Source organism: Leucobacter iarius (assembly GCF_039530105.1).
GTDB classification, from domain to species: Bacteria; Actinomycetota; Actinomycetes; order Actinomycetales; family Microbacteriaceae; genus Leucobacter; species Leucobacter iarius.
The window spans coordinates 331,124-345,596 of sequence record NZ_BAAAOB010000001.1 but is presented as its reverse complement, the minus strand read 5'-3'; the positions used below and the strand labels follow the sequence as shown (position 1 = coordinate 345,596).

Genomic DNA, 14,473 nt, shown 5'->3' with positions numbered 1-14,473 from the left:
GGTGCGGGTCAGTCGCAGCAGCCGCAGCCGCGGCGGCGTACCAGCATCTCGTTCGGCTGCATCACGAGGCGCGAGTAGCGCTCGGCGCGCTTCGCGGCGGCCTCATCGATGCGATCCGCGCGCTTCGCGCTGCGGCCGGTGGTGCTGCTCTCGGAGGAACGGACGGACGGGTTCATGGGGTTCTCCAATGCTCGTGCGGGCTCAGGCCAGGTTCGCGCGGAGCGCGGCACCCAGCTCGGCGTCGACGCTGCTCCAGTAGGCGATCGCGCGTTCGCGGATCTCTGCGCTCCGCACGGATCCGACGGCGCCCGTGATGGTCGCGAGGAAGCGCTCCTTCGCGGCCGCGTCGAACACGTCGCGGTAGAGGGTGCCGGCCTGGCCGAAGTCGTCGTCCTCGGCGTGCAGGGTCGCCGCGGCGCGCACCAGCTCGCCGTCGGACTCCCAGGAGCCCGCACCCGCGGCGGCGGGATCGGCGACGGGGCCGCCGAGCGAGTTGGGGGCGTAGACCGGCGTGCTCGGCGAGTTGAAGCCGTGCCGCTGCGCGCCGTCCTGCGAGTAGTTCGCGACCGGTGCCACGGGGGCGTTGACCGGGATCTGGGTGTAGTTCGTGCCCACGCGGTAGCGCTGCGCGTCGGGGTACGAGAACACGCGGGCCATCAGCATCTTGTCGGGCGAGATGTCGATGCCGGGGACGGTGTTCGCCGGTGAGAAGGCGGCCTGCTCGATCTGCGCGAAGAAGTTCTCGGGGTTGCGGTTCAGCGTGTGGACGCCCACCTCGATCTTCGGGTAGTCCGCGTGCGGCCACACCTTGGTCAGGTCGAAGGGGTTGAAGCGGTAGGTCTTCGCCTCCTCGTAGGGCATGACCTGGACCGAGACCTTCCAGGCGGGGAAGTCGCCGCGCTCGATCGCCTCGTACAGGTCGCGGCGGTAGTAGTCGGCGTCGGCACCGGCGATCGCCTCGGCCTCCTCGCCGCTCATCTCCTCGTTGCCCTGCAGCGCGTCGAAGTGGTACTTCACCCAGAAGCGCTCGCCCTCCGCGTTGATCCACTGGTAGGTGTGCGAACCGAAGCCCGGCATGTGGCGCCACGAGCGGGGCAGGCCGCGGTCGCCCATGAGGTAGGTGACCTGGTGGGCCGACTCGGGCGAGAGAGTCCAGAAGTCCCACTGCATGTCGGCGTCGCGCAGGCCGGAACCCGGCAGGCGCTTCTGCGAGTGGATGAAGTCGGGGAACTTGATGCCGTCGCGGATGAAGAACACGGGGGTGTTGTTGCCGACGATGTCGTAATTGCCCTCGCTCGTGTAGAACTTCACCGAGAAGCCGCGAACGTCGCGCCAGGTGTCGGGCGAGCCCTGCTCTCCGGCGACCGAGGAGAAGCGCTGCACCGTCTCGGTGCGCGCGCCGGGCTGGAACACCGCGGCCCGGGTGTAGGCCGAGACGTCGCCGGTGACGACGAACTCGCCGAAGGCGCCGCCGCCCTTGGCATGCACGATCCGCTCGGGGATCCGCTCGCGGTTGAACTGGGCCAGCTTCTCGACCAGGTAGCGGTCGTGCAGCGCGATCGCGCCGTCGGGACCGGCGCTGAGCGAGTGGGCGTCGCTCGCGACCGGCGTTCCGGTCTGGGTGGTGGTCTGCGGGGTCTGGGGGCTGGACATGGCTCTCCTTGGGGGATTTCCGGGCACGACGAATCACCGCCCAGCCGTGGGGCGGGCGGACGAACGCGAGTCGTCTATGCGGCCGAGGCTCGGCACGCGGGGCACAGGCCCCAGAACGTGACCTCGGCGGTCTGAACGGTGAAACCCGACGTGGACGACGGGTCGAGGCACGGCGCGTGACCGACGACGCAGTCCACATCACCGACCGCACCGCATTCGGTGCAGACGATGTGGTGGTGGTTGTCGCCGACGCGCCGTTCATACAGCGCCGCGGATCCTGCCGGCTCGATCCGGCGGGCGAGGCCCGCCTCCGTCAGGTCCGCGAGGATGTTGTGCACCGACTGGATCGAGGTGGTCGGCACGGTTCTCGCGACCACCCGGAACACCTGGTCGGCGTCCGAGTGGGGCATGGAGGCGAGCGCGTCGAGCACGGCGACCCGGCCAGCGGTCGCACGCAATCCGGCACTGCGCAATGCCGATTCGAGCGTCGTCTCCATGTTCCCCAACCCTACCACTTAGTTTTTAGTGATTCAAAAATAGATGCCGTGTCCGGCGTGGCCCCGCTCCGATTCTCCCGCAGCGGGCCGCGATCCTCCAGGGCGAGCGAGCGCCGGTACCGCCCGGGCGTCTGCCCGACGAGCTCGGTGAAGGCGTCGATGAACGCGCTCGGGTTCGCCCAGCCGCACGCCGTGGCCGTGTCGACCACCGAGACCCCGTCGGTGAGCAGCAGGAGCGCGCGGTGCACGCGCAGCTGGATCCGCCACTGCCGGAAGCTCATGCCGACCTCCTGCCGGAACAGGCGGCTGAGCGTGCGACCGCTCGCGCCGACCCTGCGGCCCAGCTGCTCGAGGGTCTCGGGGCTCGACAGGTCCTGCTCGACCAGGCGGGTCAGGGCGCGGAGCCGGTCGTCGTGCGGCTCCGGCAGGTGCAGGGGCTGCTCGGGCGTCGCGCACACGTCCTCGATGATCACGCGGCGCAGCCGATCCCGCGACTCGGGCGAGCGCGACGGATCCCCGGTCAGCGTCAGCGCGGCCTCGCGCGCCAGGGCGCTCATCGCGAGCACCGCCGGTCGCGCGGGAAGCAGCCCCGCGAGCTCGGCGGGCAGGAACACGACCCGCATGTCGGTCGCCCCGTGCGCCCGGTGCCGGTGCCGGAACCCCGCCGGGATCCAGACCACTCGGTTCGACGGGGCGATCCACGATCCGTCGTCGGTGACGAGCGAGAGCACTCCGGTCGCCGGGTATACGAGGTGCCCCATGGCGTGCAGGTGCACGGGGGTGCGCTCGGCGTGGTCCAGGAGCAGGATCTGCTCGGGCGCGAGCGAGTCGTGGCGGGTTTCAGGCATCACCGGTCACTGTACCGGTGGATCGCCTCCGCCGGCGGCGGTGGAATGGAGGCACTGGTCGGAATCCCCGACCGCGTCCCGATGCCGAGCCGCCGCAGCCCCTGCCGCTCGTGCGTCTCGGCCCCTTCGTGAAGGAGCCGCCCGTGCGCACCTCGGAAATCCCGATCACCGACGACCTCCCGGTCGAGGCCGCGCGGCCCGACGAGCGTCCGGTCGAACGCTCCCGGAGCCGGGGCGGCATGCTGCTGCTCGCCGCCGGCCTGATCCTCATCGGCCTCAACCTGCGCATCGGCGTCGCCTCGATCGGACCGGTGCTCGGCGAGATCCGCGACGCGCTGGGGCTCTCGACCACCGCGGCGGGCCTCCTCACCACGATCCCGGTCTTCGCCTTCGGCGCCTTCGCGTTCCTCACGCCCGGGCTCACGCGCCGCCTCGGCATGCACCGGCTGCTCGGCGTCACCATGATCGTGCTCGCCGCCGGGATCCTGCTGCGCCTGCACCCGAGCCTCGTCGGGCTGTTCGTCGGGACCGTGCTCGTCGGCGCAGCGATCGCCGTCGGCAACGTGCTCATGCCGCCCGCCATCAAGCAGGACTTCTCGCACCGGTCCGGGCTCATGATGGGGCTCTACTCGACCGCCCTGTTCGTCGGCGCGGCCGCCGCATCGGGCCTGACCGTTCCGCTGCTGCCGCTGGTGGGCGGCGACTGGCGTGCGGCACTCGCCGTCTGGGCGGCGCCCGCGATCCTCGCCGCCGCGATCTGGATCCCGCAGATGCGCCGCTCGCCCGGCCGCGCGCGGGCCGGCGCCGGGGTCGCCGACGCGCCCTCCGAGACCGGCGAGCCGCCGTTCCGCGCGATCCTCGGCGACCCCATCGCCATCGCCGTCACCGCGCTCATGGGTCTGCAGAGCGCCGCCTACTACACGAGCCTCACCTGGGTGCCGACGATCCTGCAGGACGCGGGCATCGCTGCCGGCACCGCCGGCTGGCTGTTCGCGTTCTCGGCGTTCCCCGGGATCCTCGCCTCGTTCGTGGTGCCCGCGCTCGCGAAGCGGATCCGGCCCGTCTGGCTGCCGGTCGCGGTCGCGGTCGCGCTGATGGCCGTCGCCTACGTCGGGCTCGCGGTCGCCCCGGCCGCGGCGCCCTACCTGTGGATGACGCTGCTCGGCCTCGGGCAGGGCGCGTCGATCAGCCTGTCGCTCGCCACCATCGTGCTGCGCTCGCCCGACGCGCACCACACGGGGCACCTCTCGACGATGGCGCAGGGCTTCGGCTACCTGATCGCCGGGCTCGCGCCCATCGGCTTCGGCGCGGTGCACGCCCTCAGCGGGGAGTGGACGCTGCCGCTCGCCGCGCTCGGCCTGCTGCTCGTGCTCCAGCTCGTCGCCGGAGTCGTCGCCAGCCGGCCCGGGCACATCCGGGCCAGGGTTCCGGGGCGGCGCGTCAGCTCGTGACGCGGCGCGAGATCGAGTCGATCAGGCCGGGCAGCTCGTCCATGCGCGTGAACACCGCGGCGGCGCCCGCCGCGCGCAGCGCCTCGGGCGCCGTGCGGGTGGGGCCCTCGGGCGAGAAGCCGAGCACGGTGGCACCCGCCGCCACGCCCGCGGTGGTGCCCGAGACGGTGTCCTCGACCACGATCGCGCGGTCCGCGTCGATACCGACCGCCGCGGCCGCCGCGAGGTAGACGTCGGGTGCGGGCTTGCTGCGGGGCTGATCCATGCCGCTCAGCACCCGGTCGCCGAACAGCGGGGCGAGGCCCGTCAGCTCGAGCTGCATCCGCGCCTTCGGCAGGTCGGCGCCCGTCGCGACCGCGATCCGGCCCGCGAAGCGCTCGGACGCCGCCACGACGGCCTCCCGTGCCCCCGGGATCGCGGTCAGCTCCGCGCGCAGACGCTCGTCGCGGCGCTCGCGGAACCGCGCGATCCACTCGTCGGTGATGCGGAAGCCGGTGCGGTCGAGGACCACCTCCCACTCGTCCTTCAGCGCGCGACCGATGAACAGTCGGACGCAGTCCTCCGCCGAGATCGCCCAGCCGAGCTCGTGCAGCATCTCGCGCAGCACGCCGTTCGTGATCAGCTCGGAATCGACGAGCACGCCGTCGCAGTCGAACAGCACCCCGTCGAAGCCGCCGTTCGCGGTCCCCGTCGTCGTGCCGGAGGAGGCGGTGGTGGCGGCGGTCGGCTGCGGGGTCCCGGTCATCGTGGGTGCTCGCTCCTCGTACTCGTTCGCGGTGGCCGCGGCGCGGCCCGTCATTCGGGAGGCTATCTCACCCCCCCTCTGGTTTCGGCTGGCGGTGCGCCGGAGGGCGCTCTGCGGCCGTTCACGGACCCGTGTGCGAAGATGAACGCCTCGAATGGGGTGGCATATGCACAGCAGCGACGATGTCCGGGAGTTGCTCCGCGCCGCAGAACATGATGCAGCCGGTCCTCGACCGATTCGGGCTCGCCGGAGCCGGATCCTCTGGGGCGTCTGTATCGTGGCTGCGATTCTGCTGCTGGGCGCTCTGCTCCCACCCGTTGTGAAACTCGTCGTGTTCCCACCGACGGATCGGGGCGAGTGTCTCTTCTTCGCACTTGACAATTGCATTTCCCTGTCGCCAGGAGAGATAGAGCGGGTGTTTTCGCTGGAGCTCGGTCCGGGGCTCGAGCTCGTTGACTCCGGATCCACTCGAAATCTCAAATCAGGCTCGGAGTTCGCAGTTCTCCGGGTTGCACCTGCCGACACTTCTGATCTGCTTGCCCGGTATGACCAGCGGCCTCTCGACGGGCGTCTTCCGGACTTGCGACAGCGGGGGATCATCCAGTTGCAAGCCCACCTGGTGCACGCGGACAGCGGTGCGGAGGCCTTCGTCGGTCGCGGAGACTCCGGCCAGCGCCTCGTGTACTTGGTCCGTCGCTGGGACGGGTAGGCGCGTGAAGAGGGTGCTCGGGCCTGCACGGCCCGAGCACCGATTCGTCACGGGAGAGGCGAGTAGTGGGTCGAGAGGCCAGCGAAGGTGTTCACCACAGCCTTCGCAATTCCGTGCAGCTGGTCGGACGTGAACTGTGAGAGGTAGAGAGGTTCCCGCTCCGAATAGTTCTGGAGGAGATAGGTGCGGGAGCCGTTGAAGGCGATGCGGTCGCCCGTATCTCCGGGCTGATCGAAGACCTGTTTGCAGATGAAGAAACCATTGGCTATTGAGCCCCATCGGAGGCGAATGAAACTATCAAAGCTGTTCTCTCCGGGATAGGTCGAATGGTCTACTGCGAGGGTGATTGCTTGGGCTAGATTCGAGGCGCGGCCAGTACTGAGTGAATGGGCTGCCAGCCAGCCGAACACGTCGCCGGTGACGTCAGATGGACCGAAGGAACCGGAAACTGCGCCATTCATGATCTGCATGCAATATGAGTACGGAGTGGACCCGGGAATCCCCTTCCCGTTGATGTACCAGTCCACTGCCATGGTGGCTTGATCTCCTGCCCAGCCACCGATATCGCTGAACTGCGGCCCAATCTGCGATGAGGACGGACCCCGGTAGACGTAGGCGGAATTCGTTGCCAACATGTGAGGCCAATCGACACCGGCAACGGGGGTCGACGGGAGGTTCTTGAATGCGAGAGGCACTTCGGCCGGCGGGATGGATGTCTCCACGAGCGCGGTAAAGTCCGGCTCGTAGGGTCCTCCGAGGAGAGCCCAATCCAGGCCGCTGTAGTGCTTCTTGCGGAGATACCGTGCAGTGAGGTCAGCGGCCCCGGGAGCGGACGGATGCGTATCGCGGTAGGCGCGGGCGAGCGCCTGAACGCGATACATGTAGGAGATGGCCTTCTCCGCTTCACTCTGGTTCGGTGCTGTCGGGTTGGCGAGGACTGAACCCTGTCCGAGGTCTCGCCCCGATTTGATGTCCTTATCGATGTTCACCCACCCGGTGCCGGCCCCGATCTCGTATTCGAGTACCTGGTCGAAGGCCCAGTTCGAGGGGAGGGGGTACCCGAGGTTTCCACTGAAACCGGTCGACATGCCGCTGACGAAGCTGAGTTCCGCGAGTCCGGCGTTCGACACGATCGAGCAGGTGTTCCGGGAACCGTAGATGCCGACGCGGTACCGGCTGAATTTCGATGCGAGCCCGTCGCGCACGCCCTGGAAGTAGGGCACCACGCTCGAGCGGACTTCGTCCTCCATGGCGTCGAAGTCCACCGCGAAGTAGATGACCGTGGCGGGTTTGAAGCCGTAGCTGTGAGCCGAGTCATGCGCCCGCTGGCCTGCTACGTAGCCCTGGGAGTAGTCGAAGAAATCGAGGTCGGCTCCGCCTTCCTGGAAGATGGGGAACACGGTCAACCCGGCCGCGAAGATATCGGTGAGTTCGCCGGGCTTGATGTTCTTGTCGAGAGAACCGGGGATCGGACGGTTCGTCAGATAGCGGCCGACTGTTTCGTAGCCGTTTGCGACCAGGGTACTGGCGCGGTCGCTCGTGATCTGCCGGATGGTGTCAGCGGCCTTTCCGGGGCGAGTCGCGTCGCCTGTGGAAACGAGAAGCGACGCCCAGGTGCGGAAGTCGCTGCGCCCGGACTGCGCGAGGAGGCAGAACTCCTGGAAGGCCGTCGTGCTCGCTTGGAGCGCAGCGGTGAATACGCCGTCGTAGGGAGTCGGGAAGTTGTTGAACAGCAGGGCGGCCTGGTACAGGTGGATGAAGTACTTCCCGGTCGACGCATCGCTGTTGCCCGGCCCGAAGTTCGCCTGGGCGGAGACCCCGGCCTGGGTGCCCGGGCCGAAATTGCCGTTGGCGACTCCGTCCGCCATGCCGATCTCGTACTGCAGGGCGAGCATCAGCCCGCGCTGGACGTCTCGGGAGTAGTTCCCGTCGGCGGGGATTACGAAGAAATCCTGACGATGCAGGTAGCGCCGATTCAGGTCCCGTTGAATGTCGCGGACCTGAATCGATCCGCCAGAGAGGAGGACGTACGCATCCATAGTGAGGAGCGCCTTGAAGACCTTGGGGGATACCGAGCTTCCGGACGCGGTGAGTCCCATGTCGCCGAGGATCTCGGATACTCCCGTCGCGGCGGTTGTGTAGTCCCCGGAGAGCTGACCGCCGCCACCGTCGTACCCCTTGCAGTAGAGAGCGCCCTGCAGAATGCGAACGATGTTCTTGTTCGTGGTCGACTGGCTGACGTTTCCGAGCGCGGTGAGTGCGGCCAAAGTTCCGGGTCCGAAGCTGTCGGAGAGCGAGGTGAGACCGAGTTCGTGCTGGAGCGCGCGGGTCAGCGCGTACATCGTCGGCCAACCAGTCTTGCCGGTGACGGCGACGGGTTCCCACTCGGAGACGTGAGTGTAGTTGGCGTTGAGCCAGTTCTGAGTGCTGGTGACCCAGGGGTCGGACATGTGTGGACCATCTTTCGGTAGTGCGGAGCCGTATTGCTCCGCTTCGAAAGAATGTTCGAATCTCGAGGTGTCGTCCAGACCAGATCTGAAACCTTGGTCCCGGGTATCAGAAATGACGCGGAGACGGGCCGCGACTATTCACTGACGAGGACGACCGCGGTATGGTCGGCGCCGTCCACAGGGCCTTCCAGCACGACGACCGAGGGGAGCCGCTCGACGACCCCGGTCGCCTGGGGCTGGGGTCTCGGCAGCCGATGCGCCGAAACGAACCCGGAGACTTCCCACTCAGCCGGGAGGCTTGCCGCTTCCCGGGCGAGCTGCTCTGGGGAAAGCTCCGTGTAGTGAGGATCGAAGAGGATCTTCGCATCTGCCGGGACCCGCACCAGCGCGCTGCGGTCGACCTCGGGCCCCCATCCGCTCCCCGACGATTCCGACTGGACCAGCTGCGTCCCCTCGGGGAACGAGATGCGCGCCTGATCCTCGACCGCGCTCAGGATCCCGGCCTCCGAAGTGATCCGGCATGCCTGCGCATTGTGCAGGAAGCACTCCGTGCCCGGCTCCTGGGTTTCGGGCAGCAGCGATGCGACCCAGAACGCCAGGCCGACGAAGATCGCCACGGCGGCCGCGCCGAGGAGGACGACGAGGCCCCAGTGCGCGGAGGTCCGGGTCGAGAGCCTGGTCGGGTCGTCGACCTCGGTCGCCTCGGGGAGCTCCGGAAGCGTCATGGGATCCCCCTCCGCCGCCGGTGTCGGGCCGCCGCGGCTCCGGCCAGGATACTCAGCGGCGATGAATCCTCGCGGGGCGCCCGGAAAGCCGATACAAGTAGGAGTGGGCGAATGAACGCCCGGCGACCCGAACCCGCGTCGAAAGGGCACCCCGTGACCGACTCCCAGCTGCTCCGCTACACCGGCCGCTTCGTGCGCACCGACCTCGACTGCGTCGGAAGCGAGGGCTCGCCCGCCGACCCGGCCGCCGCACCCGAGGCGATGCTCGTCCGAGACGGGATCATCGTCGCCATCGGGTCCCGCGACGAGGTGCCCGAACCGGCCGGGGCCCGCAGCATCGACCTCGGCGAGGGCTGGGCGATCCCGGGCCTCATCGAGCCGCACGGCCACCCCTCCGAGGCCGCGACCCTGCTCGGCGACGACGCCATCGACATCCGACCCGTCACCATCGGGACCGCCGACGAGGTGTGGGCCGCGATCCGCTCGGCGCTCGCCGCCGAGCCCCGGCCGGCGCGCGTCGTCGCGAACGGGTGGGATCCGCTGCTGCAGCGCGGCCTCGTGCCGCCCACGATCCGGGATCTCGATGCGCTCGCGGGCGAGATCCCGCTCGTGATCGTGCACAACTCGCTGCACTCCGTCTACTTCAACTCCGCCGCCGCGCGCGAGGCGGGCGTCGACCGCGACACCCCGGACCCCGCGGGCGCCTCCTACGGGCACGACGCGTCCGGCGAGCTCAGCGGCGTGGCCTACGAGGCCGCCGCGGTCGCCCGGATCGCGGGCCCCGCGCTGGCCGCCGCCGAAGCCGACATGCCCCGGCGCATGAGCGCGTACCTCGGCGACCTGCGCCGGCGCGGCATCACGACCATCGCCGATCTCACCTGGACCGAGGACCTCGCGCGCCTCGCGATCGGCATGTCCGCGGCCGGGCGGCTGCCGATCCGCCTGCGCGGCTACGAGATGTCGAAGCCCGGCGCGACCGCCACCGCCGCGCTCGACAACGGCGACGCCCGCTACCGGCAGGTGGGGATCAAGATCTGGTCGGACGGCTCACCCTGGGTGGGCAACATCGCGACCTCGTTCCCCTACCTCGACACGGCGGCGACCCGGGCGCTCGGCTTCGCGCCCGGCCACATCGGGCACGCGAACTACTCGACGGAGCAGCTCATCGAGATCGGATCGCAGTACGCGGGCGATGGCTGGCAGTTCGCCTGCCACGCGCACGGCGACGTCGCCATCGACAGCACGCTCGATGCCTACGAGGAGCTGATCCGGCGCTTCGGACTGCGGGACCACCGGTTCCGGATCGAGCACTGCGGCCTGATGACCCCGGCGCAGTTCGTGCGTGCGGCGGCGCTCGGTGTGACCGTCAGCCTGTTCGTCGACCACATCACCTACTGGGGCGACGTGCTGGTCGACGACCTGTTCGGCGAGCACGGAGCGGCGTGGGCGGACGCGGGCGCGGCCTTCGCGGCCGGGCACCGGGCGACGTTCCACAACGACGGCACCGTGACACCGTGCGAGCCGCTGCGCAACATGGCGGTCGCCGAGACCCGCACCTCGCGCACGGGGCGCAGGCTGGACGGCGGCACCGGGGTCAGGCGCCTCGACGCGCTGCGGGCGCACACCGCGAACGCGGCCTGGCAGCTGCGCAGCGAGCACGAGATCGGGGCGCTCGCACCGGGCCTCCGCGCCGACTTCGCGGTGCTCGACGTGGATCCGCGCACGGCGGAACCGGAAGCGCTGGCCGGGGCGCGGACGCTCGCGACCGCGGTCGACGGAGAGCTCGAGTAGCGGCGCGCACGAACGGACGACGGGGGAGCGAACATGGACGAGTCACCGCAGGGGGCGACGCCCGGAGCCGAGCCGAGCGACGCCGAGATCGCCGCGCAGATCCGCCCGATCCTGGAGCTCACCGCGGAGCGGGAGCGGCTCGCGGTGATCGTCGAGCGGCTCCGCACGGCCTCCGATCCGGAGGAGCGCGCCGAGCGCGATCGTGCGGGGAACGCGATGGCGGATCTCGATCGCGAGATCTGCGAGCGGTCGATCATCGCGCTCGACCGGATCGGGCTGTGGCACGCCGCCGGGATGGCGAGCGCCGCGCTCGACCAGACGATCGCGTCGGGCGAGATGGATCCGCCGCCGCGGGAACCGGCGGCCTAGCCGGCTCCGGTCAGCCCTGCGGCCCGCCGCCGAGCTGCTGCGGCGTCGCGACGGTGCCGAGCGCCACGCGCTGCTCGGGGTGCATCCAGAAGTAGTGCAGCGCGGAGTAGAGCAGCACCGGGTCGGCGTCGATCACGGCCGGCTGCAGATCCCAGTGCTCGGCCCCGCGTTCGATCCGCAGGACGGGAACCAGGGCGGGGGCCTTGCCCGCGCTCCGGCGCTTCGTCGCGCGCACCGCGGTGACCTCGCGCCAGGGCACGTCGAAGTCGAAGCCCTGCAGCCGGATCGCGATGCCGCTCGTACCGAAGGCGACGCACTGGCGGTTCGCCCAACTGCCTCGAGTGAACGACGCCGTGATCGCGTTCACGAACGCGAGGAGGAAGAACAGGCCGAGCAGGCCGAAGCCCGCCGCGATGATGAACGGCATCGGCCCCTGCATGCTCGGCGTCGTGCCGGCCTGCGCGAGCGTGCCCCACACGATCAGGCCGCACACCGCGGCGATGACGCCGCACGCGATGAGCAGCGGGAGCGGTGGCCGGCGCAGCGGCGCGACGTGCAGGTACGCGTCGGGTGCCGGGCGGTACGAGCGGTTGAAGAGCTCGGCCGGCATGATGCGGAGCGCCTTGCGCGACGGCGCACGACCGGCCCAGCCGTCGGGGATCGAGGCGATGCGCGGGTCGGGATCGGTCATGCGGCATACGTTACCCGCGGGCGACGATCGCGGCACTGCTTCCACCGAGTTATCCACAGGTGGAGGGCGGTTCGAAACTACACCGGTGTAATTTCCTCTTTGAAATTACACCTGGTCAGAACGGGTTTCGTGAAAACCGGATTCGCGTCTCTCCACGGGTGTCCCCAGTGCACTCCACAGAGTTGTCCACGAGCGGGACGCGGCGGTGGAGGCCGGGTCGCTACTTCGTCGACCCGGCCAGCAGCGCCGACACGAAGTAGCGCTGGAAGGCGAAGAACACGACGAGCGGGATCAGCATCGACAGGAACGCACCCGACGAGAGCACGTCGATGTTCGCCCCGAACTGCCGCAGCTGGCTCTGGATCGCGACCGTCACCGGCTGCGAGCTCGGGTTGGTGAAGATCAGGGCGACGAGCATGTCGTTCCACACCCACAGGAACTGGAAGATACCGAGCGACGCGATCGCCGGCATGCCGAGTGGGAGGATCACGCGGACGAAGATCCGCCACTCGCTCGCGCCGTCGATGCGGGCGGCCTCCATGAGCTCCGCGGGGATCTGCGTGAAGAAGTTGCGCAGGAGGAAGATCGCGAACGGCAGGCCGAACGCCGTGTGGAAGAGGATGACGCCGAGCACGGAGCCGAAGATCCCGAGTGCGCCGAACAGCTTCGACACCGGGATCAGTGCGACCTGCACGGGCACGGCCAGCAGCACGATCACCACGATGAGCAGGGCGTCGCGTCCGGGGAAGCGCATCCACGCGAACGCGTAGCCGGCGAGTGCCCCGATCACGACCACGAGCACGGTCGAGGGGACCGTGATCGCGATGGTGTTCCAGAACGAACCCATGAACTGCGCGTTGCCGAGCAGCCCCGCGTAGTTGTCGACCGTGAGCTGGGCGGGCGCGGCGAACACCGTCCACCAGCCGCTCGCGCTGTTGTCGGTGCTGCTGCGCAGCGACGAGAGGAAGAGTCCGAAGCTGGGCACCAGCCAGAACACGGCGACGATGCCGAGCACGAGGTTGACGACGCTCCGGCCCAGGAGCGCGCTCGTCCCGGAGCGGCGCGATCCCGCCGGGCGCGGTTTCGGAGCCCGGCGAGCCGACGCGATGGGATCGGTCCCGGGGGCGGTGGGGACGGTGGTGGCCACGGCTATCGACTCCGATCCTCGCGGAACCTGCGGACGTTGATGATCATCGACGGGATGACGAGCACGAGCAGCAGGATCGAGAGCGCGCTGCCGAGGCCCTGGTCGTTGCCGCCGCCGAACGACACCGTCCACATCTGCACCGCGATCACGGTCGCATCGGGCAGCGAGGACGGCGGCGGAATGACGTAGACGAGGTCGAAGATCTTGAGGACGTTGATGATCAGGGTGACGAACACGACCACGAGCACGGGGGCGAGCATGGGCACGGTGACACGGGTGAACACCTTCCACTCGCTCGCGCCGTCGATCCTTGCGGCCTCCTGCAGGGAGCGGTCCAGGGCCGAGAGGCCCGACGCGATCATCACCATGGCGAAGCCGGCCCAGATCCAGATGTAGCTCAGGATGATCACGGCGGTGACGAGTCCGGGCCCGAGCCAGGGGACCCCTTGGAAGCCGGCCGTGAAGTTCGATGCGGGCAGGCGCACGGTCGTCTCCCCGCCGCCGACCCCCTCGATGGCGAAGGTGCCGTCATCGGCGGTGGTCGCGGTGCCGATGACCGAGCCGTCCGCACCGAGCGCCTGCACCTCGACGCCGGGGAGGCCGCGCTTGCCGTCGCCGAGCGCTCCGACGGTGCCGCCTCCGCCCTTCACGAAATCGAGCCAGACGGTGCCGGTCACGGCGCCCGCCTTCGGCTCCGCGGCGACGGCGGGTTTCGCGCCCGCCGGCAACGAGTCCGGCTTCACCCCGACGAGCGGGAACTCCGCCGCCCGGCCGGGCGCCGAGACGAGTTCGAGGCCGCCCGCACGGTTCTCGATGCCGAGATCGGGACGGGGCCGCGCGCCCGGATATCCGGCGGACGTCCCCGCCGCGTCGCTGATCGCGACGAGCCCCGCGTTGACGGCGCCGAGCTGCGGGTTCTCCTGGAACGTCGTGCGGAAGATCACGCCCGCGGCGACCATCGAGATGGCCATCGGCATGAACAGGATGAGCTTGAACGCGGTGCCCCAGCGGATCTTGTCGAGCAGCACGGCGAAGATGAGTCCGAGGATCGTGCAGCTGATCGGGACGACGAGTACCCAGATGAGGTTGTTCCGGATCGCCGTGAAGGTCTCGGGATCCGTGAACATGGTGACGTAGTTGCCGAGCCCCAGAAAGTCGGTTCCGGCCGCGTCGTAGAGCGACCGCCAGCCCGAGTAGATGACGGGGTAGGCGACGAGCGCGCCGAGCAGGATCAGGGCCGGCGCGAGGAACAGCCCGGCCGTGACGAGTTGGCGGCGCGAGAACGTGCGGCGGTGCCGCGATCCCCGTCCGCCCGTCTCGACTCGGCGCATGACCTCGGTCTGCGTGGTGGCCACGGATCCTCCCTCCGCTGCATCGGGCCCGCGCCGGAGCGCGGA

The 14,473-nt window shown here is 69.5% G+C and carries 13 protein-coding genes; 3 read left to right on the top strand and 10 right to left on the bottom strand.

The window, feature by feature from the left end; all coding sequences use genetic code 11:
* Positions 1-8 precede the first annotated feature (8 nt).
* The 4 genes from ABD169_RS01540 to ABD169_RS01525 form a co-directional block, all read right to left on the bottom strand.
* Positions 9-176, bottom strand: coding sequence for a hypothetical protein (locus tag ABD169_RS01540; protein ID WP_344028440.1), 168 nt, complete (start codon positions 174-176; stop codon positions 9-11).
* A gap of 25 nt (positions 177-201) precedes the next feature.
* Entirely contained in the window at positions 202-1,653 is a 1,452-nt protein-coding gene (locus ABD169_RS01535; RefSeq protein ID WP_344028437.1) for a catalase, read from the bottom strand.
* A 74-nt stretch (positions 1,654-1,727) separates the two neighbouring features.
* Positions 1,728-2,150 carry a Fur family transcriptional regulator gene (locus ABD169_RS01530; protein ID WP_344028434.1) on the bottom strand — a complete coding sequence of 141 codons (423 nt, stop codon included), beginning with the start codon at positions 2,148-2,150 and terminating at the stop codon, positions 1,728-1,730.
* 11 nt (positions 2,151-2,161) lie between these two features.
* The gene (locus ABD169_RS01525; protein WP_344028430.1) at positions 2,162-2,998 is read right to left on the bottom strand and encodes an AraC family transcriptional regulator; all 837 of its coding nucleotides are present in this window, start codon (positions 2,996-2,998) and stop codon (positions 2,162-2,164) included.
* A 143-nt stretch (positions 2,999-3,141) separates the two neighbouring features.
* On the opposite strand from ABD169_RS01525, the gene ABD169_RS01520 reads away from it, so the two are divergent.
* Positions 3,142-4,449, top strand: coding sequence for a CynX/NimT family MFS transporter (locus tag ABD169_RS01520; protein WP_344028426.1), 1,308 nt, complete (start codon positions 3,142-3,144; stop codon positions 4,447-4,449).
* Here ABD169_RS01520 and ABD169_RS01515 read toward each other — a convergent pair.
* The 3 genes from ABD169_RS01515 to ABD169_RS01505 all read right to left on the bottom strand — a co-directional run bounded on the left by ABD169_RS01515 (position 4,439) and on the right by ABD169_RS01505 (position 9,078).
* The gene (locus ABD169_RS01515) at positions 4,439-5,248 is read right to left on the bottom strand and encodes an HAD family hydrolase (protein WP_344028423.1); all 810 of its coding nucleotides are present in this window, start codon (positions 5,246-5,248) and stop codon (positions 4,439-4,441) included. The two genes, ABD169_RS01520 and ABD169_RS01515, sit on opposite strands and share 11 nt — an antisense overlap.
* Before the next feature lie 702 nt (positions 5,249-5,950).
* Entirely contained in the window at positions 5,951-8,353 is a 2,403-nt protein-coding gene (locus ABD169_RS01510) for a glycoside hydrolase domain-containing protein (protein ID WP_344028420.1), read from the bottom strand.
* A 134-nt stretch (positions 8,354-8,487) separates the two neighbouring features.
* On the bottom strand, positions 8,488-9,078 hold the full coding sequence (locus tag ABD169_RS01505) for a hypothetical protein (protein WP_344028416.1): 591 nt from the start codon (positions 9,076-9,078) through the stop codon (positions 8,488-8,490).
* Positions 9,079-9,231: 153 nt separating this feature from the next.
* Between ABD169_RS01505 and ABD169_RS01500 the strand changes: the two genes are divergently transcribed.
* Both ABD169_RS01500 and ABD169_RS01495 read left to right on the top strand, forming a co-directional pair.
* Complete coding sequence (locus ABD169_RS01500) at positions 9,232-10,869, top strand: amidohydrolase (protein ID WP_344028413.1); 1,638 nt, start codon at positions 9,232-9,234, stop codon at positions 10,867-10,869.
* A 33-nt stretch (positions 10,870-10,902) separates the two neighbouring features.
* Entirely contained in the window at positions 10,903-11,238 is a 336-nt protein-coding gene (locus ABD169_RS01495; protein WP_344028410.1) for a hypothetical protein, read from the top strand.
* 10 nt (positions 11,239-11,248) lie between these two features.
* On the opposite strand, the gene ABD169_RS01490 is transcribed toward ABD169_RS01495, so the two are convergent.
* From ABD169_RS01490 to ABD169_RS01480, 3 genes are all read right to left on the bottom strand, one after another.
* Positions 11,249-11,929 (bottom strand): hypothetical protein, encoded by a 681-nt coding sequence (locus ABD169_RS01490; protein ID WP_344028407.1) that lies wholly within the window; start codon positions 11,927-11,929, stop codon positions 11,249-11,251.
* 220 nt (positions 11,930-12,149) lie between these two features.
* Positions 12,150-13,076 carry a carbohydrate ABC transporter permease gene (locus ABD169_RS01485; RefSeq protein ID WP_231580889.1) on the bottom strand — a complete coding sequence of 309 codons (927 nt, stop codon included), beginning with the start codon at positions 13,074-13,076 and terminating at the stop codon, positions 12,150-12,152.
* A 2-nt stretch (positions 13,077-13,078) separates the two neighbouring features.
* On the bottom strand, positions 13,079-14,431 hold the full coding sequence (locus tag ABD169_RS01480) for a carbohydrate ABC transporter permease (protein ID WP_231580890.1): 1,353 nt from the start codon (positions 14,429-14,431) through the stop codon (positions 13,079-13,081).
* Between the last annotated feature and the right edge of the window lie 42 nt (positions 14,432-14,473).